At 51.9% G+C, this 25,087-nt stretch carries 20 protein-coding genes and 1 tRNA gene; 8 read left to right on the top strand and 13 right to left on the bottom strand.

Annotation, left to right across the window (positions count from 1 at the left end; translation table 11 throughout):
- Positions 1-7: 7 nt before the first annotated feature.
- Positions 8-1,189, bottom strand: a complete 1,182-nt coding sequence (gene metK, locus H8K43_RS15930) for a methionine adenosyltransferase (protein ID WP_162020637.1) — start codon at positions 1,187-1,189, stop codon at positions 8-10.
- Positions 1,190-1,410: 221 nt separating this feature from the next.
- Between metK and H8K43_RS15925 the strand changes: the two genes are divergently transcribed.
- Positions 1,411-2,268 (top strand): lysophospholipid acyltransferase family protein, encoded by an 858-nt coding sequence (locus H8K43_RS15925; RefSeq protein ID WP_186904741.1) that lies wholly within the window; start codon positions 1,411-1,413, stop codon positions 2,266-2,268.
- Positions 2,265-3,131, top strand: a complete 867-nt coding sequence (locus tag H8K43_RS15920) for an LpxL/LpxP family acyltransferase (RefSeq protein WP_186904740.1) — start codon at positions 2,265-2,267, stop codon at positions 3,129-3,131. Before H8K43_RS15925 ends, H8K43_RS15920 begins: the two co-directional genes overlap by 4 nt.
- Before the next feature lie 135 nt (positions 3,132-3,266).
- On the opposite strand, the gene H8K43_RS15915 is transcribed toward H8K43_RS15920, so the two are convergent.
- The gene (locus H8K43_RS15915; protein ID WP_186904739.1) at positions 3,267-4,148 is read right to left on the bottom strand and encodes a hypothetical protein; all 882 of its coding nucleotides are present in this window, start codon (positions 4,146-4,148) and stop codon (positions 3,267-3,269) included.
- Entirely contained in the window at positions 4,148-6,343 is a 2,196-nt protein-coding gene (locus H8K43_RS15910; protein ID WP_186904738.1) for an AAA family ATPase, read from the bottom strand. Before H8K43_RS15910 ends, H8K43_RS15915 begins: the two co-directional genes overlap by 1 nt.
- Before the next feature lie 260 nt (positions 6,344-6,603).
- On the opposite strand from H8K43_RS15910, the gene H8K43_RS15905 reads away from it, so the two are divergent.
- A complete protein-coding gene (locus H8K43_RS15905) occupies positions 6,604-7,446 on the top strand; it encodes a hypothetical protein (protein WP_186904737.1) in 843 nt (280 codons plus the stop codon).
- Positions 7,447-7,718: 272 nt separating this feature from the next.
- Positions 7,719-8,561, top strand: coding sequence for a DUF2087 domain-containing protein (locus H8K43_RS15900; RefSeq protein ID WP_186904736.1), 843 nt, complete (start codon positions 7,719-7,721; stop codon positions 8,559-8,561).
- 86 nt (positions 8,562-8,647) lie between these two features.
- On the opposite strand, the gene phhA is transcribed toward H8K43_RS15900, so the two are convergent.
- Together phhA and hppD are read right to left on the bottom strand one after the other, a co-directional pair.
- Positions 8,648-9,538 (bottom strand): phenylalanine 4-monooxygenase, encoded by an 891-nt coding sequence (gene phhA / locus H8K43_RS15895; RefSeq protein ID WP_186904735.1) that lies wholly within the window; start codon positions 9,536-9,538, stop codon positions 8,648-8,650.
- Between the two features lie 203 nt (positions 9,539-9,741).
- Positions 9,742-10,857, bottom strand: a complete 1,116-nt coding sequence (gene hppD / locus H8K43_RS15890) for a 4-hydroxyphenylpyruvate dioxygenase (protein ID WP_186904734.1) — start codon at positions 10,855-10,857, stop codon at positions 9,742-9,744.
- A gap of 240 nt (positions 10,858-11,097) precedes the next feature.
- Here hppD and H8K43_RS15885 point away from each other — a divergent pair, with 240 nt between their 5' ends.
- Positions 11,098-11,595: an Lrp/AsnC family transcriptional regulator gene (locus H8K43_RS15885; protein WP_162020653.1), complete on the top strand. Its 498-nt coding sequence runs from the start codon at positions 11,098-11,100 to the stop codon at positions 11,593-11,595.
- Between the two features lie 53 nt (positions 11,596-11,648).
- Positions 11,649-12,608 carry a bifunctional Delta(1)-pyrroline-2-carboxylate/Delta(1)-piperideine-2-carboxylate reductase gene (lhpI, locus tag H8K43_RS15880; protein WP_186904733.1) on the top strand — a complete coding sequence of 320 codons (960 nt, stop codon included), beginning with the start codon at positions 11,649-11,651 and terminating at the stop codon, positions 12,606-12,608.
- Positions 12,609-12,623: 15 nt separating this feature from the next.
- On the opposite strand, the gene H8K43_RS15875 is transcribed toward lhpI, so the two are convergent.
- From H8K43_RS15875 to H8K43_RS15860, 4 genes are all read right to left on the bottom strand, one after another.
- Entirely contained in the window at positions 12,624-13,289 is a 666-nt protein-coding gene (locus H8K43_RS15875) for a GNAT family N-acetyltransferase (protein ID WP_186904732.1), read from the bottom strand.
- Positions 13,290-13,536: 247 nt separating this feature from the next.
- A complete protein-coding gene (locus H8K43_RS15870; RefSeq protein WP_186904731.1) occupies positions 13,537-14,790 on the bottom strand; it encodes a multifunctional CCA addition/repair protein in 1,254 nt (417 codons plus the stop codon).
- Positions 14,790-15,509, bottom strand: a complete 720-nt coding sequence (locus H8K43_RS15865) for a glutathione S-transferase family protein (protein WP_186904776.1) — start codon at positions 15,507-15,509, stop codon at positions 14,790-14,792. The genes H8K43_RS15870 and H8K43_RS15865 overlap by 1 nt, the downstream gene beginning before the upstream one ends.
- Positions 15,496-17,481: a lytic transglycosylase domain-containing protein gene (locus H8K43_RS15860; protein WP_186904730.1), complete on the bottom strand. Its 1,986-nt coding sequence runs from the start codon at positions 17,479-17,481 to the stop codon at positions 15,496-15,498. The genes H8K43_RS15865 and H8K43_RS15860 overlap by 14 nt, the downstream gene beginning before the upstream one ends.
- A 32-nt stretch (positions 17,482-17,513) precedes the next feature.
- On the opposite strand from H8K43_RS15860, the gene H8K43_RS15855 reads away from it, so the two are divergent.
- A complete protein-coding gene (locus H8K43_RS15855; protein ID WP_186904729.1) occupies positions 17,514-18,092 on the top strand; it encodes a 5-formyltetrahydrofolate cyclo-ligase in 579 nt (192 codons plus the stop codon).
- Positions 18,093-18,633: 541 nt separating this feature from the next.
- On the top strand, positions 18,634-21,189 hold the full coding sequence (locus H8K43_RS15850) for a TonB-dependent receptor (protein WP_186904728.1): 2,556 nt from the start codon (positions 18,634-18,636) through the stop codon (positions 21,187-21,189).
- 53 nt (positions 21,190-21,242) lie between these two features.
- Here the strand turns inward: H8K43_RS15850 and ggt are convergent, their stop codons facing one another.
- The 4 genes from ggt to H8K43_RS15830 all read right to left on the bottom strand — a co-directional run bounded on the left by ggt (position 21,243) and on the right by H8K43_RS15830 (position 25,060).
- Positions 21,243-22,991 (bottom strand): gamma-glutamyltransferase, encoded by a 1,749-nt coding sequence (gene ggt / locus H8K43_RS15845; protein WP_186904727.1) that lies wholly within the window; start codon positions 22,989-22,991, stop codon positions 21,243-21,245.
- A gap of 192 nt (positions 22,992-23,183) precedes the next feature.
- A complete protein-coding gene (locus tag H8K43_RS15840) occupies positions 23,184-23,771 on the bottom strand; it encodes a 50S ribosomal protein L25/general stress protein Ctc (protein ID WP_186904726.1) in 588 nt (195 codons plus the stop codon).
- 122 nt (positions 23,772-23,893) lie between these two features.
- On the bottom strand, positions 23,894-24,856 hold the full coding sequence (locus tag H8K43_RS15835) for a ribose-phosphate pyrophosphokinase (RefSeq protein ID WP_162020661.1): 963 nt from the start codon (positions 24,854-24,856) through the stop codon (positions 23,894-23,896).
- A gap of 127 nt (positions 24,857-24,983) precedes the next feature.
- Positions 24,984-25,060: transfer RNA gene (locus H8K43_RS15830), tRNA-Gln, on the bottom strand.
- Positions 25,061-25,087: the final 27 nt, after the last annotated feature.

Below are 25,087 nucleotides of genomic sequence, written 5' to 3'. Positions count from 1 at the left end.
GACGTAATTACAGACCGGCTGCGGCGCGCAGGATAGCGGCTTTGTCGGTACGTTCCCAGCTGAATTCCGGCTCTTCGCGGCCAAAATGGCCGTAGGCCGCAGTCTTGGAGTAAATCGGACGTAACAGATCCAGCATCTGGATAATGCCTTTCGGGCGCAGGTCAAAATGTTCATTGACCAATGCTGCGATCTGATCATCCGGGATCACGCCGGTACCTTCGGTATAGACCGTGACATTCATAGGACGTGCCACGCCAATCGCATACGCCACCTGAATCTGGCATTGACGCGCCAGACCCGCTGCCACGATATTCTTTGCCACATAACGTGCAGCATACGCAGCGGAACGATCCACTTTCGTCGGATCTTTACCGGAGAATGCGCCGCCGCCATGCGGGCAGGCACCGCCGTAAGTATCGACGATGATTTTACGGCCAGTCAGACCGCAATCGCCTTGCGGACCGCCGATCACAAAGCGACCGGTAGGATTAATCAGGTACTTGGTATCCTGCAGCCATTCTTTAGGCAGCACAGGTTTAATGATTTCCTCGATCACCGCATCGATGAAGGATTGCTTCATCTTGGTGGATGTTTCGCTTTGGTCCGGGCTATGCTGTGTTGACAGCACGACGGTATCTATGCTGTGTGGCTTGCCATCGACATAGCGCATGGTGACCTGGGATTTCGCATCCGGACGCAGGAAAGGCAGGCGGCCATCTTTACGCAATTGTGCCTGACGCTCAACCAGACGGTGTGCATAGTAAATCGGCGCTGGCATCAGCTCCGGTGTTTCATCGCAAGCGTAACCAAACATCAGACCCTGATCACCGGCGCCGATGTTCAGGTAGTCATCGCTGGCGCGATCCACGCCCTGCGCGATGTCATTTGATTGTTTGTCATACGCGACCAGCACCGCGCAGCCTTTGTGATCAATACCGTATTCTGTATTGTCGTAGCCTATGCGCTTGATGGTATCGCGTGCCACCTGGATGTAATCCACATTGGCTTGCGTCGTGATCTCACCGGCCAGCACCACCAGACCGGTATTGGTCAGGGTTTCAGCTGCAACGCGGGAGTAAGGGTCTTGTTCGAGGATTGCATCCAGAATCGCATCGGAAATCTGATCTGCAACCTTGTCCGGATGTCCTTCGGACACGGATTCAGAGGTAAAAAGGAAGTCATTCGCCATCGCAGGCTCCTATAAAAATTGACCGAAAAAATGTGCCGCAGTCGAAAATAGAACCTGCGACGCTTTAGCGGAACTTGTATACCGCCTCGCAAGTTGTCTGTTAACTCGGCGGTCAGCTTGCTGAGGATCGTCCATCAGCCAGCCAATGTATGATATTTTACGCCTTTCGGCGCATCTATGTCGAATACCCCTCCATTTTTCATTGATTCTTGCGCGGCGTCATGCTTGTCCATTTATTCCGATTTCTCTCCCGTTTCCCTTTACCTATACTGCATGCAGGCGGCGCCTTGCTTGGCTGTCTGGTGTATTTACTGTCTGGTTCTTATCGCCGCCGCCTGCAGGAAAACCTGCAGCGGGCCGGTTTTTCTGATCAACGCTGGCATGCGGTGCGCGAAGCCGGTAAGAACATCGCTGAACTACCTTTTATCTGGTGCGCGCGTCCTGAGCGGGTGCTGAAAACCGCCACGCTGGAAAACTGGGAACTGGTGCAGCAGGCGCTGGATGCAAAAAAAGGCGTGATTTTTTTAACGCCGCATCTGGGCTGTTTTGAAATCGTGGCGCAAATGATTGCAGAGCGTACCCGTCTGACCGTGATGTACCGGCCACCGCGTAAAGCAGCGCTGAAGCCGCTGATCGAGGATGCGCGGGCACGTGACAATCTGCTACTCGCTCCGGCCAATTTGTCCGGCGTGCGCATCATGGCCAAAGCGCTCAAAAAAGGCGAAGCGATAGGCCTGCTGCCGGATCAGGTGCCACAGGAAGGAGAGGGCGTGTGGGCACGCTTTTTCGGTAAGCCGGCTTACACCATGACCCTGTCAGCCAAACTGCACAGCATGAATGGCGCGCCGATTATCCTGACCTATGCCGAACGGCTGCCAGCCGGTAAAGGCTATATCGTGCGTTTTGTCCCGTTTGAAGAAAATCTGGATGGCGATACCGCAGCGCAGGCAGCAGCGATTAACCGCGCCATGGAAAAACTGATTGCACGTTCGCCGGCGCAGTACTTCTGGAGTTACAACCGCTACAAACAGCCCGATGGCGTGGCCGCACCGGATGCAGATAAACAGGAGTCTGCATGAGAGCCGTGCTGGTGCTGATGTGGTTGTTGCACTGGTTGCCGCTGCCGGTTTTAGGAAGATTAGGGGAAGCTGTCGGCAGTTTACTGTTTGGATTGCTGCGCAAACGGCGCCATATCGCGCTGACCAATTTACGCTTATGTCTGCCGCACTTAAGCGAGCAGGAACGTCATCAGATCGCGAAGCAGCATTTTCAAATGTATGCACGCAGCGTGTTCGAACGCGGCATTTTGTGGTGGGCTTCTGAAGCCCGTCTGAAGCGCCTGATTCAGGTTGAGCCAGCAGTGCCGCTGGACGTGATACAGTCCGGCCCGACCATACTCATGTGCCCGCATTTTGTGTGTCTGGATGTGGCTGGTGTCGCTGTGATGCTGGAGTCTTCACTGTGTTCGATTTATACCGAGCAGCGCAATAAAGTATTTGATCAGGCTTTGCGCAAAGGCCGCTCGCGCTTCCGTCCGGTCAAGCTGTTTTCGCGCGCTGAAGGCGTCAAGCCGATTATCCGTGCTATGAGCAATGAAGGCCTGCCTTACTTTATGTTGCCGGATATGGATTTCGGCGTGAAGAATGCTGACTTCATCCCCTTCTTCGGTATCCCCGCCGCAACCCTGACTGCACTGCCGCGTTTAGCTGCGTCCACTAACGCCAAAGTTGTGCCTGTGATCGCCACTATGCTGCCTGATTATCAGGGCTGGAAAGTCACTTTCCATCGCCCTTGGGAAAATTATCCATCCGGTGATCTGGCATCCGCCACCCGCGAAATGAATGCGTTCATCGAACAGGAAGTATTGAAAGCCCCCTCCGAATACTTCTGGGCACACAAACGTTTCAAGACCCGTCCTGAGGGTGAGCCTGGCGTGTATTGAGCACGGCTGTAGTATCTGTTTATTAAAGGTTATTTCATGGCTATATGGTTTTGCCTCATTGATTTGAGATTAAAAAGAGCGTAGTGAGCGCTGGAATTTACATCCAATCAAATAATTGATGAGTTGGCGCTAACTCTAAGTCACTACAAGCCATGTATTCAAAAATCTCAAGCAATCTTGAATTGCATTGGACCTACCAAAAGAGTCGAGGTTTAGTAATTCTCCCTGATCCAAAATTACGCTAAGACTACCGCCAGGTTTTTTGTATTGACCTTCAACACAGAATGCAGCCTTAAGTCTTTTTGAGGCGGTTGCGCATATTTCATCGGATGTAGCATCCTCACCTGGAGTCCAGTTAAATCGAGAATCAATAAACTCTAGCGTAGTATCAAATCTGTCGCGTCCTACAAAGCATTCCAATAGACAGTCTTCAAGCGTTCCGTTGTCCTCAGCCCACTTACTCCAGATATAGGCTGCGACTGGGCCAAAAACACTCGGCTGCATAACTGCTTTTGTATTTTCAATTGCAGTCCATGTTCTAGTAAGCCAAGGGCTGCTATTGATTTGACCAAATTCTGAGCTAATTCTTTCTCGCGCCCGAACAATTCCAATGTCATCAGCGTCTGCGAAGACTGTGTAAGAAAACCTCACTTCAACATTAGAATTGGCAGAAGTTGAAAATTCAGGCGCATTGAGTAATGTAAATACATTCTCCAAAAATGGGGTCATATGTTGGGATCGATTCGAACCACCATAGTTGAAAATCATAACTAGTACACTGTCTCTGGAAACTACGAAATCAGGAAGGAAAAATTTTTTAGCCAAATCTAGACGCAAGTCTTCAGATGCTCGTGTTTTAAAACTCTGTTTAATTACGTTGGAAACTGGATAGGGGAAATCCGAGACTTTCAATGATTCTTGGCTGAAACCAAGAGATTTTCTTAGCAGCAATTTTATGGCTGCTGCATCATGCGCACCCTCACAAAACATTAGGTGTACGTTAGACCAGCTAGTCATTATTGAGCCCCCCGCAAATCTACATCACCTGCTTCTAGTAATTTTTTAAACGCAGATCCTGAGAAATCACGTGTTCTGATACCGTCGTTAGTGTTCACAATTGCGTGGCATGAGAGATCGTCAGATTCAGGGATCGCGTTGATGAATGTATCGATGCATTCCTTACTATGACTAGTGAGAAATACTTGTACATTAAATTTTTTTGCAAGATCATATATAAAGCGCGAGAAAGGTTCTATCAAATGGTAGTGAAGTGCATTCTCAAACTCATCAATGAGCATGATCCCATGTTGGGCTGATGCAAACAGCAATGAGAGTAAGAACATTCTCTGCAGCCCCTCTCCATAGCACGAGAGATCGACTCCTGAGCTGAACCTTCGGTCGATTACAACAAATCGTTGTCGCTCATCTGTTAGGCGGATATCTTCAAGTGTTGGCACTAGGTTTTCCTGTAAAAATTTGAAAATGTCAGGCAGTGCTTTCGATTGAACGCTTTTATGATAAAAACTTGTGTAACGATGAGGTTCGTTGAAAAAGAATGGACTACTGAATATAACCGGGCACAACAATCGCAGACTGTCAGCGTGGGTTTCTCTATCCTGTCCCTTATAAATTCGGTTTATCGAGTGGAGGGTAGTTGTGCCAAAATTTGAATTAATATCAATGGATCCAAGATATCTAGTACGATCAATAGAGGAGTCCTCTTCTATTCGATGTTCGATATTGACTGCTGCAGGAAGTTGATCAAACATACCGTCGATACTCAACGAGTCATCGCCGAGTTGCTCCAACATCCATTCTGGATCTAGTTGGTCTGTCGCGACTTTACCTCGCCGTCTCATAACCTCTATCAAGCCGTCAAGATCGTTCTGGCGTGCAAGTAGATATATAGCTTCTAGTAGCGAAGTCTTACCAGAGTTGTTAATTCCAGCGATAATATTAATTCTGGAAAGTTTTTTCATCTCAAGGCCAGCTAACCCTCGATAGCGTTGAACGTGAATTTCGCTGAAATGAGCATCGACACGATCTCGGAAAACCGCTTTTTGTTCAACACCAACGAGACCAGAAGTACGGGCACGTTCAATAATTGATTGTAGCTTCCCACGAACACTTTCTAGTCCCGGTACGTTCTGAGGACTAATCGCCAACTGAGCTAGAGTATCCACTTCGGCAGTGACTGAGCGAACTGCAGCTTCTTGCCGTTCACTGAAAACAATATCACTACTCCTGTAAGCGCCATTTAGATCCCTGCTCTTTTTTAGATATTCTAGGGCTCTTTGATCAGCAATCACTTTAGCAAATATATCAATGTCGTCTCGGCGTGTGATTACAGGCTCTTTAAATTGACCACCGAAGCCCACGGAACCGTCATCGTCTTGTTCATCCATCGGTTCCCGAGAGAGCAGCGAAAAGAAGAAGTCACGATTTATACTATTGTTGATTTGTCTGCTTTTATCTTCCCAATCTAGCCAATTTTTAAGCGCAGCACTACGAACCGCATGACGAAAAATTGGGAATATCGATTCATTGAATTGATCTCCATAGTCAGATTTTTTATACTCGGTTACTAAAGCGAGTGCTCTTAGGCTACGCCGCAGTTCAACCTTACTAATGCCGATTCGTTTGCAAATTTCCTCCTCATCAAGGCCGTGAATCATATGTAGTTGCTCTAAAAGTTGAGCCTGATTCCACTCACCCCATTTTTTATTACCACTAATATGTTTAAGTGCCATCAGTGTGAGGTGATGAACTTCGTCAGCGTCAACATAAAGTACAACGGGAACCTGACTAAATATTTCTGGGTTAAGTTTTCCTAAGTCGATACCCTTGGATTCATATTCATTTTGTAAGTGCTTGAGAGCAGCGATGCGACGGTTGCCCTCAACGACAACATATCCATTGCCTCCCTCTAACTCCCTCACAAGGATCTGATCAACACGTAGATAGCCGTTTGTTTTAAAACTATCGATTAGATCCTGAATACCCTGATTTTTATCTCCACATACGAGTCTCAACGTTCGGTGCATAACATCGCGGTTTTTTACTTCATTGTCCGATACTTGCTTTTGATCCGGCTCATGGATGATTCGAAAGTTGTTTGGGTCTAAAAATAGATTGCGAAGGCTGACTCGGCGTTGGTTGGCTGTTGCCCTCGCCTCGATGGAATCCTGTTCAGGATGGTTCTGGTCATTCATAATTAGGTTCCTTTGTCATACGCGACGAGGGGGTAACTTTTTTCACTACGTGAGTGTAACAAATAGATATAATTTCTGTCGAAAAAGATAATTATTTTTAAGTGTACCCTCGAGATATGAATAATTCAGTGCAAAATAGTATGGGACTAATTTGTGTTGAAAAAATACAGTTTAGCCTCAATGAAAAAACTAGACTTTCTAGTGAAATATTCAAACCGCATGTATAAAAAATAGTTGTCTCTAAATTGAAGTTGATCTAATTGACCCACGTAATTGAATATGTGAATGCAGTGTCTTTTGTCTGCGCTGCACTGCTCTCCGGAGCGGCAGCAGCTGCCAATGCAGAGCCGGAATTTGAGCTGCGCCGTGAACAGAATACGGTCACTTTTAAAGGTGAAATTGGCCCGGAATCCGCACAGGCTTTGATCGCGCAGCTGGATAGCGGTGCTACGCTGATTGTGATTAGTTCTGAGGGTGGTAGTGTCAAAGATGCGCTGGATGTGGCCAATGCAATGCGCCGTCATCAGGTCGCCTTACAGGTGCAGGATTATTGTTTTTCCAGCTGCGCCAATTATCTGTTTGTCGCTGCGGCAGAGAAAAAATTAATGCTGGGTGCGGTGCTGGGTTTTCATGGCGGTGCATCCGGGGTTGCGGAAAATCAGCAACAGTCTAAGCGTAAAAAGAAAGACCAATTCGAAACAGATATGGAGACGCTGGCAAGCGACGAGAAGTCATTTTATCGCTCGACGGGCTTTGATCCGGCTTTGATACACCTGTCTGCGGTATTGACGATTTCAACGACGCCGCTAACATTCGAATTGCAGTTGGATGAAGATAAGCAGGTATATACTTTTTCCAGCGAAGATGAGCTGACAAGCTTTCTTAAGAAGAGAAGAAAAACATTTAAAAATTTCCATTTTAAAGTCGGCCGTCCCTCCCCAAAAGTCTATTTCCCTAACCAGCATATGCTGATCAAATATGGCGTCAAAGGCATCACAGCCTATCCTTATCCGGCCGATCAGGCAGCGCTTGATGTGCTGGGTAAAACTCTTGGGCTGGAGCTGATCGGCGATTTCGCGCAACAGCACCAACAGTCTGATTGACAGCGACTTCAGCCTGACTTTACAATCGCGGCTCAGGTGCTGAGGGGCGCCTGCCCGCAAAAGAGGCTCTCACCCTGTGTTATCGCATCCTTACCGGCCAGCCGGTTTGGCCATCATCAGATGTGATCAGCGATTATTCGTTTGACGTAGCGGGTCGTCAGATAACGAATTGGAGCGATCATGTTGTCTTTAGTTGTATTTCAGTTTTACCCCTGTCCGGTTTCCTGTTCTGTGCATGCACGGCCTGTGTCTGGTTGCAGCGGGGTGTCGCTATGAATCCACTGATACAGGAAATGAAAACGCGCGCGCGTTTGTTGCTGAAGCTGTTGCAGCAAGGGCATGCACCTGCGTGCAAACATGCGCTGGTGCTCAGCCGTCAGCAGCACTGGACTTTGCCCGAGTGCTGGCAGCTACGCCATAGTCTGAACCTGTGCGCGGCTGAGCTGGGCTTTCAACATTGGGAGCATGCCTTGCAGGTCTTATCCGGTAAAGCGGCGCCCGGCAGCGATATGGCGACTTTATGGCATGGTACTGAAGTCGCAGGCCTGACCAATCTGTGGTTCAGTGAGTATGCAGAAGCGCGTCAGTGCGCTGAGCAGGATGCGAGTCTGTTCCTGCTGCCCTATCGTAAGCAGTTTATGCTGGTCAGAAGCGAGTATCTGCAAGCGCTGGGACTCACTGCGGATGCCGGTGTGTGGGATGGCATACAGCGCGATCTGGTACAGGCCTATGCGACGCCAGCCTGGCAAAAACTGGTGCTGCAGCGTTTGCGCCATACCAGAACCGAACGTCTGCATCAGCACTGGAATGTGCAGCAGGCGAATCTGGATTTGCATAGTAACGCGCAGGAAACGGCGCGTGTCATGGCGAGCTTTGTACGTGATGGCCGCTTACTGAAAATACCTGAACAAAGAAAAAAACGGCTGGTGATTTTGCACTGGCTGCTCGCGCAGCTGGATCAGCACAGGCATTATCCGGAAGCCGAGCTGAATCAATTCCTGCTACAGTTTCACGAAGATTGCGCGACGCTGCGAAGAGAAATGATCATGCACGGTTTGATGCAGCGTGAGAATGCAGTGTATTGGTGTGTGGCGGCTGCCAACAAGGAAAGCTGATCCAGCTGATCCAGCTGAGCCAACAGAGGCAGCGCAGGGAACGGCTGCGATCACGTTGATCGCAGCCGTCTTAACGGGCTGGTGGATTACTGCGCAGGCAGTAATTCCACTTCATGCGGCAACAGGGTATTGGCTGGTAATGGATTACCTGATCTGAGCTTATCGTAGTAAGGCGTAAAGTCAGGCGCGGTACCATCAAACAATTCCTGGAAACTGTCGATCACAAAATAGGTTTCCTGATAGCTGTCTATTTTGTACAAGGTGTTCAGGCAGCGTTCTATCTCCAGATGGATGTGACGCGAACTGGTGCCCGGTGTCAGGCAGTATTCGACTTCGCCGCCGGAAGACAGGATGCCCGCGCCGTAAATGCGTAAACCTTGCGGCGTATTGATCAGGCCAAATTCCACGGTGTACCAGTACAGGCGCGCCAGCTGATCGAGTCCGCCCAGCTTCATCGCCTTGAGGCCGCCTTTGCCGTACAGCTGAATGAAATCCGCAAACACAGGATTAAACAGCATGGGCACATGCCCGAAGAAATCGTGGAATACATCGGGTTCCACGATGTAGTTGAATTCTTCCGGTGTGCGCAGCCAGACTGTGACCGGGAAGCGACGATTGGCCAGATGTTCAAAGAAAGTCAGTTCAGGAATCAGACCCGGAACTGCAACGATGGTCCAGCCAGTCGCAGCAAATAATTGTTGCGAGGTTTTTTCAAATTCCGGGATGCCATCGGCCGCATTCATCGCCTGTAGTGCCTCGATGAATTCATCACACGCACGTCCTGGCAGCAAGGCCATCTGACGCTGATACAGACGTCGCCACAGTGCATGTTCTTCTTCGGTATAGGCAGCCCAATCCTGGCTGACTACATAGTGCGCATCCGCCTTGCTATAGTCGCCGCGCAGCGCGGCACCATCTGATTTTTCAGCAACGGTGGCGAGAAAATCCGCATTGCTGACGGTGGTAGTTGTATTCATATCCAATATTTTGATTAGGACTTACGCAAAATTGTCCCAGCAAGGCATAGCGACGCAGGCAGTACGCATAGTACAAGGTTCACAAGCGGGAGCTATAACGTCGCCGGGGCGGTTTTGCGTCAGTCCTGTTGATCTTTTTTAGACAAAAGGCCGACATACAAAGTGTCGGCCTTTTGTTGGAGTCTCACATTAATACAGCAAGCTTATACGCTTGCTTTCTCATCTTTCAGTACACCGCGGCGTATCTGATCCAGTTCTATGGATTCAAACAGAGCGCGGAAGTTGCCTTCGCCAAAGCCCTGATCGCCTTTGCGTTGGATGATTTCAAAGAAGATAGGGCCGATCACGGTGGTCGTGAAAATCTGGAGCAGCAATTCACGTGAAGTTTCTGTGCTCTTACCGTCGATCAGGATGCGCAGTTTGCGCAATTCTTCCAGGTTTTCGCCATGGCCAGGCAGGCGGCGGTCGACCAGGTCGTAATAGGTTTCTATCGTATCCTGGAAAGAAACACCAGCTGCCTTCATGTCGGCCACGGTTTTGTACACATTGTCGGTACCCATCGCGATATGCTGCACGCCTTCGCCGTGATACAGGTCCAGATATTCTGCGATCTGGGACTTGTCATCGGACGATTCATTGATAGGAATACGGATTTTTCCGCAAGGGGAAGTCATCGCTTTGGACTTCAGACCTGTATGCTTACCGGCGATATCGAAGTAACGGATTTCGCGGAAGTTGAACAGGCTTTCATAGAAGTCTGCCCATTCCTTCATGCGGCCACGGTACACATTGTGGGTCAGATGGTCGATATAGGTCAGGCCATTGCCGACTGGATTTGGTGCTACGCCAGGAATAGCGACGAAGTCCGCATCATAAATGCTGATGTTACCGATAGAACCAGGCTCAGCGCCATCTTTACCATGCCAGCGGTCAACGAAATAAATCAGGGAATCACCGATACCTTTAATCGCAGGAATATTCAATTCCATAGGACCGGTTTTGTTATCAAAGCCCCATGCGCCCAGATCGAGTGCACGTTTGTAAGCGGCATTCGCGTCTTTCACGCGGAACGCGAAGGCACATACGCAAGGCCCGTGTTTGCGTGCGAATTTTTGTGCAAAAGAGTCAGGTTCTGCATTGATGATAAAGTTCACATCGCCTTGACGATACAGCGTCACATCCTTGGTGCGGTGTTTAGCGATAGCGGTAAAGCCCATGCTGATAAACAGCTCGCCCATAGCTTTTGGATCCGGTGCGGCGTACTCTACGAATTCAAACCCATCGGTCCCCATCGGGTTGTCCCAAGTCTGGAATGTCATGCTTGTCTCCTGTGTCAAATCATCGAATGTAGAACCGATGTTGCCTGCGTCCAGTCTGCCAGATAATTGCAGGCTTGCATCAGTCTTTATGGCTGTATCAATGTCCGTTTCCGGATGCTTTTTGATGCAGATCAAACTCACAGTATAGTCCGCAAAACGCGCCATAAAATTCCAAATTTGTCCAAAGCTGGCTGAAATTGCGCAATAATATTGCTCATATCAATTAATCCTTGGTAAATCATGACAGAGTTAGTGCTGGATAAAATCGACAGGAAAATTCTGGCGATACTGCAGGCAGATGGTCGTCTGACTAATCAGGAAGTGGCAGAGCGGATTAACTTATCGCCATCCCCTTGCCTGCGCCGTATCAAGCGGCTGGAAGACAGTGGTGTGATACGCAAATACGTGGCTTTGCTGGAACCGGCTAAAATTGGTCTCGGCCTGCTCGCCTATGTGAACGTGAGGCTGGAAAAACATAGTGATCAGCCGGGTAAGGGCGCTTCGCGTTCGCCGCGTGAGGATTTTTCGGCATCGGTTGCGCAATGGCCGGAAGTGGTCGCCTGTTATGCGATGACCGGTGAAATGGATTATCTGCTACGTGTGCATGTCGAAGACATGGATCACTTTTCCCGCTTTATGATGGAGACCCTGTTGCGCCATCCGGCCGTGCTGGATGTGAAATCCAGCTTCGCGCTGCAACAGATTAAAGAAACCACGGCCTTGCCGGTGGCAGGATAAGGCCCCAGTTACCTTTATTCCTTATCACTCAACACAGAGCAGAGAGAGCAGCTATGCAGATTATCGATGCAGCACAAGTCGGGCAGGCTTTGGATTTTCCGCGTTTGATCGATGCATTAGAGCAGGGATTCAGTCAGGATTTCAGCATGCCGCCGCGTCAGGTCTATCGCCTGGCAGAGCATACGGACAGCCACGAGGGCTTTGCATTGCTGCCAGCCTGGAATGAGGAGCTGATAGGGATGAAGGCCTTCACCTATTTTCCGGATAATGCAGAAAATCAGCTGCCCACGGTGTTTGCCAAAATCCTGTTGTTCCGGCGAGCAGATGGTATGCCGCTGGCGATGGTTGATGGCACCAGTGTGACTTACTGGCGTACCGCTGCGGTATCGGCGCTGGCGGCACGCTATTTGGCCCGGCCTGATGCACAGCATTTGCTATTGCTGGGTACCGGTCGGCTTGCCTTGCCTTTGCTGCGCGCGCATCTGAGCCAGCATGCGCTGGGCCGCATATCGGTGTGGGGAAGGGATATCGCTAAGGCGCAGGCGGTGGTCGATCAGTTTTATGCTGAATCAGGCAGCGCCTATCCTGAATTGCAAGTGCAGGCAGTCAGTGAGCTGCAGCAGGTAACGGCAGAGGCCGACATCATCGTAGCGGCCACTGGTTCCGCTACGCCCTTGCTGGAGGGCGCGCGCATCGCGCCAGGCTGTCATGTGGATATGCTCGGCAATCATAGCCCTGACCGGCGCGAATGTGATACCGCCCTGATTACCCGTGCGCGGGTTTGTGTCGATTCGCGGGAAAACGTACTCAGGGAAGCCGGAGAGTTATTAATCCCGATTGCAGAAGGCCAGTTTCAGGCATCGGCGATCTCTGCCGAGTTAGCGCAATTATGCCGCGGGGAGGGCAGACGGAACAATGCAGAAGAAATTACTGTGTTCAAATCCGTTGGCACCGCGCTGGCGGATTTACTCTGCGCCAGTCTGGTATTGAAAACCGTGAATGGCGCTGGCTAAAGCACGCACCGCGTTTTATTTCCAGCCCGGTAAATGGCGCAGCCACTTGGCCGCAGCGCGCGCATTGGCCTTGAAACTGTAATCGAGCGCTGCCACCTGTTCCTGCATCGCTTCCATCAAGACGCTGGCTGGACTGGCTGGCAGCAGCTTCAGATAGGCATCCGCTTCACCATATTCGCGGTGAATTTCCATGCCGGCTTTTTTAGCGATATGGATCATGGTCGCATTCGAAGACAGGCAATGCATGTACAGGGTATCGACATCGGCATTGCGGCAATGGATGGCGCCACGTTCAAACAGTCTGGCGCCGACGCCTTTGCCACGCGCATTTTGTGACACCGATACGCCGAATTCCGCGACCCTGGCTTTGTCAGTGGCTTCATCTTTTTCTGTACGCGGTGCAAATGCCAGATGACCGACGCCGATCAGGCGGAAGCTGTGGCTCATCACGCCGAATACTTTGTCTTGTTCAAATTTAATGCCATCGACATATTTTTCTATCATCGCATCCGGCAGATAAGTACCGAAGCGCAGCAGGCGGTCGCTTTCCTCCAGTGCCAGGAAATGGCGCAAGATGCGGTGACGGTCGCGTTCCGATAATTCCTTAACATGAATGATGGGACGCGACTTAGACTCCGGCTGGCCGGATGAGGGATCGGGATAGAGGTCGGAGGGCTGCATAACAACTCCTTACTGCATGAATGGTGCAGTGCACAATCAATTGTAGAGCAATAACTGGCTGAACTCCAGCTATTCCGCATGATAGCTGGACTCGCTGCACAGCTGGCTGTTTTTTCTGCGTGTAGCAAGTGTGCTGTCACCAGCAGCGCGTCTGCAGGCAAGTGGAAAAACAGAAGACCTATATCCGCTGCGGCTGCTGGCTCGAAAAACGGCTGTACGCCTTATTTCATGCGGACTTTGGTTTCGCTTATTTTGTTTCAGCAGATTCAGCAAGCGCAGCACGCAAGGCACGCACAGCGGCGATGCGCGCAGTGCGTACCGCTTCCGGTATCCGTGCCGGATTGTCAGCGCATTGTGCGGCGATGGCACCGGCATTGACCTGGCGCGCTGCGTGCAGCACTGCGCGCAGAAAGTCGGTTTGCGGGAAGGGCACTTGTTCAAAGCCAGTGCGGCCAAAATGGTCGCATTCTGCGGCCAGCAGAAATTCCAGAAAACGTTCAGGCTTGCGGAAAGCATCATTGCGCATCAGCAGATCCACCAGACTGGCGCTGCGCATTTCCAACGCTCTGCCCACATTGCCATGGTCGCGCGCGGTCATCACAGCCAGATCGCGGCAATCGCCCGGAACCCGCAGGCGCTGACAAATCGCCTGTACCAGTTCCACACTGCGCGCTTCGTGGCCGTGGTGACGTGGCCATAATGCAGGATCGGTCGAGCCTTTGCCCAGATCATGCAGTAAAGCCGCCAGTCTGACCGGCAGTGTATAGCCTTGCTGTGCGGCGTAATCGACCACCAGCATCACATGCACACCGGTATCGATTTCGGGATGATGCTGTGGCGGTTGCGGCACGCCCCACAGTGCATCGAGTTCTGGCAGCAGGCGTTGCAAGGCACCGCACTCGCGTAACACCGCAAACATGCGCGAAGGGACAGCTTCCATGAGGCCGCGTGCAATTTCCTGCCACACCCGTTCCGGTACCAGCGCATCCACTTCACCCGCGTCCACCATAGTGCGCATCAGCGCATTCGTTTCTGCTGCCACCTGAAATACCTGTGGTGGCCGTGAAAAGCGCGCCGCAAAACGTGCTACCCGCAGTATGCGTACCGGGTCTTCGGCAAAAGCTGCCGATACATGGCGGAACACGCCAGCCTGTAAATCCTGCTGGCCGCCAAACGGATCGATGATGTGACCATCGCTGTCGCGCGCCATCGCATTCACCGTCAGATCGCGCCGTATCAGATCCTGTTCCAGCGTGACTTCGGCATCGGTATGAAATACAAAGCCTTTATAGCCTGCTGCAGTTTTTCTTTCAGTGCGGGCCAGCGCATATTCTTCATGAGTTTTCGGATGCAAAAACACCGGAAAATCCTTGCCTACCGGCTGAAAACCGGCAGCCAGCATTTGTTCCGGCGTGCTGCCTACCACCACATAATCATGGTCTTGCACCGCCAGCCCCAGTAATCGGTCGCGCACTGCGCCACCCACTTCATAAATCTTCATCAGGGCGACTTCTCTAAACGTGCATCATGGGCAGGAAAGACTTCAGACTCGGCTTCCGCTTCACGTATCCACTGCGCCACAGCCGGATGCTGAATCACGCGTTCTACATAGGCTTGCAAGGCTGGGGCCAACGACACTTCATAGGTACGGAAGCGCATCACGACCGGCGCGAAATAGGCATCGGCAATCGAAAAGCCGCCGAATAAATAGCCATGCGCACCATAGCGCGCCAGACAGTCTTCCCAGATTTCACAGATACGTCCTATATCAGCCTGGGCACCCATGGTGCGGCCTTTACCGGGCAGCGCGGCACGGATATTCATCGGCATATCGAAACGCAGCGCAGAAAAACCGGAATGCATTTCCGCACAAATGCTGCGTGCATGCGCACGCGCTGCCACATCCTGCGGCCACAGAGGCAGGCTGCTGTACTGGTCAGCAAGGAATTCACAGATAGACAGTGAATCCCATACGGTGATGTCTTTGCTGATCAAGACCGGTACTTTGCCAGCCAGCGAGTATTCACTGATCAGTGCCGTGGTATCCGGGCGCCCGAGCAAAATACGGATTTCTTCAAAAGGAATGCCAAAGGCTTTCAATACCAGCCAGGGACGCATAGACCAGGAAGAATAATTTTTATTCCCTATCACCAGTGTCAGCGGCGAACGCTGATCGTGCATGATGGCTGCGAGGGCAGGGTGGATTTCAGTCTCTTGCATTGCGTTGGCTTTCATCAGGTAATTCGGCATCACTGGCGGACATGCCTTTTGGCACCACCACGCCAAGACGGGCTTTCAGCGACTGCGGTTTTTTCTCGAACAGCGCAGCGTAATAGGTCGCATTCGATAAGACGTTTTTAACATAGCCACGGGTTTCATTGAACGGAATGGTCTCAGCAAAAATCGCACCTTCGACCGGGTGGCTGAGCTTGGCGCGCCAGGCACGCGGACGGCCAGGGCCAGCGTTGTAAGCGGCTGAGGCCAGTGCCTGCGACCCACCCAGATCGGTCAGTACCATGTTCAGATAATTGGTGCCGAGCGCGATATTGGTCTCTATATCATTGACCTGCTCAGGCACGAAATTACCCAGTCCTATTTTCTTCGCCACATAGCGTGCGGTGGATGGCATCACCTGCATCAGACCAGAGGCACCGACATGCGATTTGGCCTGCATCACAAAGCGCGATTCCTGACGTATCAGTCCATACACCCAGGCCATGTCCAGCCCGAGCGCCTGCGTCATTTTGTACATGCTGTCATTGAATGGCGTCGGATAGCGCTGGCTGAAATCGAGCTCGCCACGGGTACGGTCTGAGGTATTCACCATGCGATCCAGCAGATTGTTTTTACGCGCCAGTTCAGCCGCGGCCAGGGTCTGGCGCTCATTCATTTTGCGCAATTCCCAGTTCCATTCACGCGTGCCTTCCGGACGCAAGTTCATCGCATAAAAGCGCAGCGCTCTTTGCAGGTTAGGATTTTTTTCCATCGGCGCGACTTCCTCGGCGCTGACAGGTTTATTGCCAGGCGGGATACCGATTTTGCGGCCATTTTCTTCGCTCGCTAACTGACCGTAAAAATGTATCTGATCGGCGATACCATTAAACAGCTGGCGCGCTTCGTCGTGCTTGCCTTCTGCTTTCAGCGCACGGCCCAGCCAGTAGATCCAGGTTGGTTCATTGCGCAGGTTGGCGGGCATCGCCAGAATCGCATTCTTCACCAGCTTCCAGTCACCTTCACGCAGCGCAGTGCGCACCCGCCATTGATAGGCTTCCTGGCTAAAGCGGGCTGCTTCTGCGCGCACCCAATAACCGAGTGCTTCGGGTTCCAGTTTTAATGCCGATTGCAAAGCAATTTGTGCCCAGCCGTTGGCGCGTTCTGTCTCATTCAGTTTGGCACTGTAGCGTGATAATTTTTCAGCCGCATCTTCGGGATCGGATTTAGCTGCGCGTCCGAGTGCGATGATGAATAACTCTTTACCGGCTTTGGTTCCATCGGGGCCTTTTTTGAGCAGTGCAGCGGGTTTTTCCAGCGCTTCGCTGATTTTCTTTTCCGGCAGTTCCAGTAATTTTCCCAGGCGTTGAGCTAAAGGCATAGCGCCATATTCACCGGCCATTCTTAACTGATCCCACAGATCGGACTGGCTGAACTGGCCATTCGCGGCCAGCGCATTGACCAGGCTGTAGCAGCCTTCGCCATAGTCTTTGGGCGAGTTCAGCAAGGCCTTGGCTTCCGCTGCTACTTTTTGCTGGCGGCTGGCGCGTGACAGCTGTGCATAGCAGCGCAGCTGGTTATCATCCGCCACCACAAATTGCGGATACTGCTGATCGAACAGTTCCCATTCGCCACGTCGACCCAATACCAGCAGCCAGTCATTGCGCAGCCGGTCGGCAATCGCACTGCCTTCGTACTTACTCAGGAATTCACGGAATTCAGCATTGCTGGTTTTGCTCAGACGTGAGCGCAGACGGTAGTAATCAACGTAAGAGGGAATATCGTAATTGCTGAGCAGTGCGGCATGCTGATCGGCGCCGCTGGCATCATCATGAAAGGCGGCATCGCGCAGCGCCATGAAGCGGTCATCATCAGTGACCAGGGTTTTTTTTGGCGTATTCGCCGCATGTGCCAGCTGGCACAATAAACCTGCTAAGATCGTCAGGCTTAGCCCGGCTAATTTTCTTTTGAAAGACATCATTCGTTTATCTTTTGAGCATGATTGCTGACAGTATGACACAGCCAGACAAGGGCGCGCATGCGCCAGAACAGTTTCTTTCCAACTCAAGACTGAGCCTGCGCCGCCACTTATTAGCGCAGCGTAGTGCCGTGCCTGCCGCGCAGCGCGCAGCCTGGGATCACAGCCTGCAACAACAACTGCTGGACAAAATGCAGACGCTGCGACCAGCCAGTCTGGCGCTGTATTGGCCTATTCGCGCCGAGCCGGATTTGCGCGCGGTGTATGCAGAACTGCATGCGCTGGGCATACAGCTGGCCTTACCCTGGGTGGTGCAAGCGCAGGCGCCGCTGCGTTTTCTGGCCTGGCAGCCGGGTGATGCGATGGAGGCTGACAGTTACGGCATTCCTTTGCCTGCCCAGCGCACCCATTTGCTGGAGCCTGCCGTGATCCTGATTCCCTGCGTAGGCTTTAATGCTGCTTACCGGTTAGGCTATGGCGGTGGCTTTTATGACAGAACACTGGCGCAGTTGCCAGCCGCACTTGCACTGGGTATTGCGTATCCGGTCGCGGCCTGTGAGTTCGAGCCTGACCACTTTGACTTGCCCATGCATGAAATGCTGGTCGCGCGTTGAGGCTCTGTTACGCTGTCTTTATGTATTATTTCATATATGCAACTCACTTTTAATTCGTTCTCAATCTGAAGCGTGCTGATTACACTGGGCGCATTGTTGATTATGTAAAGTGTTTCATGTCTTACTTAGTTGTATTCCGCTTTTGTTGCATCCCCGTTCTGAACACACTCTACTCACTGTGCATGGCGCAGTGCATGTGATTGTGCCCCCACGCTGAGCCGCTCTGTCGCTCAGCTTCTGTGTTACCCCCATCGATTTTTTTTTCATCACCTGACCCATCAGGCTGGTGTGGTGAGCTTCATCGTTTGTGATCGCAAACGCTTATATTTAAAGAGGACTGACGCAAAATTGTCCCAGCAAGGCTAAAACTCCTTTGGTGCTATGGGAAACATCGCTGGTAAGCGATGTCCGCTTCGCCAGCAGGCAACATGTTGCCTGCAACCCTGGCTACACCATGGCGACGCAGGCAGTACGCCTGGTACGACAAGGAGCCATAACGCAGCTGGGGCGTTTTTGTGAAAGTCCTATTACAGAGGAAATTATGATACGACCCTTACGTCTGGTGCTGGCGCTGGCCGCCATTTACCCTTCTCACAGTTTTGCTCAAGAGGCGGAGCGTGTGGTGATTACCGGTTCCAATCTGCGTGTGACGCAAAAAGAAGGTGCTGCAGCGGTGCAGGTGATCAGCGCCAAAGATATCCGAGACAGCGGTAAAACCAGCGTCGCTGATGTGTTGCGCTCGATTTCAGCGAATAGCGGTAACAGCTATAACGAACAATATACCGGCAGTTTTTCAGCGGGTACTTCCGGCTTATCCTTACGCGGCATCGGTCAGAAAAATACCCTGATCCTGGTCAATGGCAAACGCGTGAGCAGCTATGCAACTGCACAAAATATTCAGGATGTATTCGTTGATCTGAACAGTCTGCCTATGGCTGCGGTACAACGTATAGAAGTGCTGAAAGACGGCGCGTCTTCTGTCTATGGTTCTGATGCGGTGGCCGGTGTGGTGAATATTATCCTCTACCGTGAATTCACCGGAACCGAGCTGACGGTGCAGGGCGGTCAGTCTGCTACCGGCACCGGCCAGTCTGAGCAAAGCGCCTTGCTGCAAACAGGCTGGGGGCAACTGAACAAAGATGGCTACAGTATTTCGCTGTCGGTGGATGCGCAAAAGCGCAGCAAATTGCAGCAGAGTGATGTGAGCTGGTTACGCGATGCGGATTTCCGCGATCAGCAAAATGGCAGTCTGGGCTGGGTCGCGACCAATTACTTCGGCTCTGACCCTACCCGTACTTTGGGCGGTGTGCAGGGACCTTTGCAGTTGCTGCCTTACTCCGCGCTGACCCCGGGTAAAACGGGGCAGGTGCTGGCTTATAATCCTGCGCCTTACCGTACCCTGATTCCAGGCATAGAGCGTGTGCATACCGCCTTGTCCGGCACTTACCAAATCAATCCGGATACCCAGGCTTATGCAGAATGGCTGCACAGCTATTCGCGCGCCGACCAGACTTTCAGCGCACCACTCAGCGTATCGAGTAATCTGCGTGTCTGGAATAATGCAAATCAATCTCTGACCACGATCCCGGTCGTGCTGCCGGTCGGTCATCCGAATAATCCGGGCTCCACACCGCTGGCTTTCAGTGCCACTTTATTCGATCTGGGACCGCGTCTGAAAACTGATCGCGTCACGTTTTACCGTGCACTGGCCGGGATAAAAGGCTATACCGCAGGCTGGGACTGGGATTTATCCGCCGGGAAATCCAGCAGTGTGATGGTGGAAACGGTCGCCAATTTCGTGAACCGTTATGTGTTCCAGCAAGTGCTGGCTGACGGCAGCTATAACTTTGCCGATCAGTCGAAAAATTCTGAAGAACTCAGAAACCGTCTGCGTCTGTCTACCCGCCGTCCTGCACAATCTGAACTGACTACTGTGGATCTGAGTGCCTCGTCCGAGTTGTGGACGCTGCCAGCCGGTAAAGTGGGTTTTGCCGGTGGTGCGCAATGGCGCAGGGAAGCGATGGATTCCCAGACTTCCACCGCAGTATTGAGCGGCACCGAATTGCGTCCCGCGATCAATATCATCAATGGTCAGCGTGACGTGTCTGCCCTGTTTGGTGAACTCAGCGTGCCGCTGGTCAAAGATCTGAATCTGAATCTGGCTGGTCGCTATGATCATTATTCCGATTTCGGCAATGCGTTTTCACCTAAGGCCAGCCTGCGTTATCAGGCGGCTGACTGGTTGCTGTTACGTGGTACTGCCTCGCGTGGTTTCCGTGCGCCGTCTTTCCCGGAAATTACCAAGAGCACCTCGGTCAGCTATGGCAGTGTGACCGATCCGCGCGACCCGCTGACGCCGAATCAGCCACGTGGTGTGACCAATATCACGATCGCCAATGCGGCTTTGCAGCCTGAGCGTTCCAATAATCTGAACTTTGGTATCGTGATCGCGCCTTCCGCCAATACCAGCCTGGGCATTGATTACTACCGCATCACCCAGAAAGGCGTGATCGGTACTGAGTCTGCCGATACTATCCTGGCGTCGGAAAAAACACGTCCGGAAAAAGTGACCCGCGATGAGCAAGGCCGTATCACAACGCTGTATCGTCAATACCGCAATCAGGGAAATCGCGAAGTATCCGGACTGGATCTCGATATACGCCAACGCTTCCAGAGCAGTGACTGGGGTCAGCTGAGCCTGAATGGACAGCTCAGCTATGTGCTGCGCTTTGCCGAGCCTTTATCTGCCGGGGCTGAACTGACAGAGGGAGCGGGCACTAACTACTTTGGTTCCATTCCTAAGTGGCGCGGCGTCAGCTCCGTCAACTGGACTAAGGGTGCGTGGTCAAATACCCTGATCTGGAATTATGTCGGTGGCTATGAGCAAAAATCTGCCAGCAATGAAACGGTGTCTGCATTCAGCAGCCTGGATCTGACGACTTCTTACAAGCTGAGCCCGGCAACCACGCTGAGTTTGCTGGTACAGAATCTGACGAATCGTCGTCCATCCTGGGATTCATCGACCAGCTTCTTCGATATCACCCAGGCTGATCCGCGTGGCCGCTTTGTATCGCTCAAAGTGCAGCATCAGTTCTGATCACGCACCAGGTATAAAAAACGCAGGGCGGTGTGATGCTGCCCTGCGTTTTTTTAGTATGCGATGGCCGCTCCATCAGGATTGCGCGGATCTGAATAACCACTGATCCCATCGGATTTGATCAGGATAGTCTGGGTTTTGCCCATGGTGGCACCGGCTTTTAATTGCTGCCCTTTTTGTTCCAGCAGACGCAGGGTGTCGAAGCTGATACCTTTTTCGAAGCGCAGCTGATCCGGCATCCATTGTTGATGGATGCGTGGAGCGACGGCGGCTTCCGCCGGGTTCATGCCAAAGTCGATCACATTCAGGATAGTCTGCAAAGTGGTGGTGATAATCCGGCTGCCGCCCGGGCTGCCTGTCACCAAATAGGGTTTGCTGTCTTTTAGTACGATAGTCGGTGTCATCGAACTCAGTGGACGCTTCCATGCCTGCACCGCGTTGGCATCACCGCCGACTAAGCCAAATGCATTCGGCACCCCGGCTTTAATCGAAAAATCATCCATCTCGTTATTCAACAGGATGCCGGTACCGGCGGCCACGATGCAGCTGCCAAAATTCAGATTCAGCGTGTAAGTAGTTGCTACCACATTACCGTATTGATCCGCCACGCTGTAATGCGTGGTCTGATCGCTTTCATAGGCCTGCGGCTGGCCTGGCTTGATCTCGGCCGAGGGCGTGGCTTTGTCCTGCTTGATTTTCTGCGCTAATACATCCGCATAGCGGCGTGAGGTCAGACCAGTGACCGGCACCTTGACGTGATCCGGGTCACCCAGGAATTCTGAGCGGTCGGCATAGGCAAGCTTCATGACTTCACTGAGCTGATGCAGCGTCTGGGCGCTGTTATGGCCTTGCTCGCGCAAGGGGAAACGCTCCAGCATATTGAGCATCTGGATAATGTGTACGCCGCCTGAACTTGGTGGCGGCATGGAGACGATGTCAAAACCGCGATACTGACCGCGCACCGGCTGGCGCTGCACGGCACGGTAAGATTTCAGATCTGCTTCAGAAATCAGTCCCTGATGCTGACGCATTTCGGCTACGATTTTCTTCGCAATCTCACCTTCATAAAATGCTTTCGCACCCTGTGCTGCAATCTGACGCAAGGAATTCGCCAGATCTTTTTGTATCAGGCGCTCGCCGGCGCGCAGCGGACGACCATCCTGAAAGAAAATCGCTTTAGCGGCAGGGAAGGCGGCCAGTTGTTCTTTACTCGCTTCCAGCATCGCGGCCAGATGCGGGCTGACCACAAAGCCTTGTTCGGCATAACGGATCGCCGGTGCCAGCAAGTCTTTGAGCGGCAGGCTGCCATAGTCACGCAGTGCCATCTCGAATCCCGCCACGGTGCCGGGCACACCGACGGCCTGATGGCTGTACAGGGATTTACCACGTATCACATTGCCATTGGCATCCAGATACATATCGCGGCTGGCCAGTTGCGGCGCCAGTTCACGGAAATCAATCGCCACATCTTTGCCGCTTTTCGCGTGATGTATCATCATGAAGCCGCCACCACCGATATTCCCGGCATTCGGCAATACCACGGCCAGCGCAAAGCCGGTTGCAATCGCCGCATCAACCGCATTACCACCGCGTTTGAGGATATCGATACCCGCCTGCGAAGCCAGTTGATGCTCACTCGCGACCAGGCCTTTTTTTCCCTCTACCGGACTGATGATGGGATAGCTGGTGTCGTATTTGATGTTGGCTGCAATCTGCGCCTGCGCGAACTGTGCATTACTCAGTGCAGTCAGGGCCAGCAGCGTTGCACAGAATGCTGGCAATAAGGGAGAACGGTTCAGCAATGGTCTACTCCAGGCAGGTCAGGTGTGATAGCTTAGGCAAAACCAGCACGCCAGCAGGACGGTACTAATGCCTGCGCGGACAGGATTTTGCGTAAAACGAAACCAGTAGTGTAAGCGAAAAACTGCAGACGTAAAAAAACCAGCCCGCAGGCTGGTTTTTTCAGATCATTCTGACGAAATCAATTCGCAGAATTATTTTGCTTCAGCGTCAGCAGAAACAGCACCTGCTGGTACGGTAGCGATAGCTACAGTTGCGTCGTCGCCGTGTACAACTGCTGTTACGCCAGCTGGCAGAACCAGTTGGGAAACGTGTACGGATTGACCAGCTTCCAGTTTGGACAGGTCAACTTCAACGAATTCTGGCAGATCAGCTGGCAGGCAGGAAACGTCCAGCTCAACCGCTACGTGGCTGATGACTGCTGCGGACAGTTTTACTGCTGGAGATACGTCAGCGTTAATGAAGTGCAGAGGCACTTTAACGTGGATCTTTTGGTTAGGGTCAACGCGTTGGAAGTCTGCGTGCAATACCAATTGTTTGTATGCGTGAACCTGGAAGTCGCGCAACAGAACTTTTTCTACTTTACCGTCAACTTCCAGATCCAGAATGGAAGAGTGGAATACTTCTTTTTTCAATGCGTGGTACAGCGCATTGTGATCCAGGCTGATTGCTACTGGGGCTTCTGTGCCGCCGTAGATGATGCCAGGTGTTTGGCCAGCATTGCGCAGGCGGCGGCTCGCTCCGGTCCCCTGTTCTTTGCGTGCAAATGCGATAACTTTCATGGTGTTACTCCAAAAAATGCAAGAGCTAACTTGCGGTTTTGTATCCCCGCGACCAGGGATACAGTAAAAAGCGCCACCACGAAAATATGGCAGCGCCGGAAACGCTTACGTCGATTAGTCTGTTAGTCTGTGAATAGGGAGATGACCGATTCGCCTTTAGTAATACGGCGGAAGGTTTCTGCCAGCAGGCTGTCACAGGACAGTTGACGGATTTTACTGCAGGCGCGTGCTGCGTCTGACAGTGGAATGGTGTCAGTCACGACCAGCTCATCGAGCGGGGACTGGGAAATACGCTGAATCGCCGGGCCGGACAATACAGGGTGAGTACAGTAAGCCAGCACTTTTTTCGCGCCGCGTTCTTTCAGTACTTCTGCTGCTTTAGTCAGTGTGCCTGCGGTATCAACCATGTCATCCATGATCACGCAGTTACGGCCTTCAACTTCACCGATGATGTTCATGACTTCGGACACATTGGCTTTAGGACGGCGCTTGTCGATAATCGCCAGATCGCAGCCCAGGCGTTTTGCCAGCGCACGTGCACGAACCACACCACCGACGTCAGGTGATACCACCAGCAGGTCATCATAGTTTTTAGAAACCAGATCACCCAGCAAAATCGGGGATGCGTAAATATTATCAACCGGGATATCAAAGAAGCCCTGAATCTGATCTGCATGCAGATCCATAATCAGGACGCGGTCTACACCGGCTTCTTCCAGCATGTTGGCAACAACTTTGGCAGAAATAGCCACACGTGCGGAACGTGGACGGCGATCCTGGCGTGCATAACCGAAATACGGGATCGCTGCAGTGATACGGCCAGCGGATGCACGTTTGAGCGCGTCGACCATCAACATGATTTCCATCAGGTTGTCATTGGTTGGCGCACAAGTGGATTGCAGAACGAAAACATCTTTACCGCGCACGTTTTCATTGATTTCGACAGCAACTTCACCATCAGAGAATTTGGAGACATCTGCTTTACCAAGCGGAATACCCAATTGTTTTGCAACGCCGGCAGCCAATGCAGGATTGGCGTTACCAGTGAAGACCATCATGTTATCGTGTGCGCGCGCGTTTGCCATGGCGGGACCTATCGGCTGAATTTTTTTGAGGGCCAGATTATTTGTCTAATTGGTGAAGCTTTAGAAAATAATCAGAGGTATAAACTGAAAAAGCCGCCGCACATTGTATGCGGCGGCTTTAATTTAATGGCAGGGGAAGAAGGATTCGAACCTTCGCATGCCGGAATCAAAATCCGGTGCCTTAACCAGCTTGGCGATTCCCCTACACAACCGTTTATCTGTTGTCAGAAT

This window comes from Cognatundibacterium curvum, assembly GCF_014284235.1.
Classification (GTDB): Bacteria; Pseudomonadota; Gammaproteobacteria; order Burkholderiales; family Burkholderiaceae_D; genus Undibacterium; species Undibacterium curvum.
Note: the sequence above shows the minus strand (reverse complement) of the source record. Positions and strands in the feature narration are given on the sequence as shown.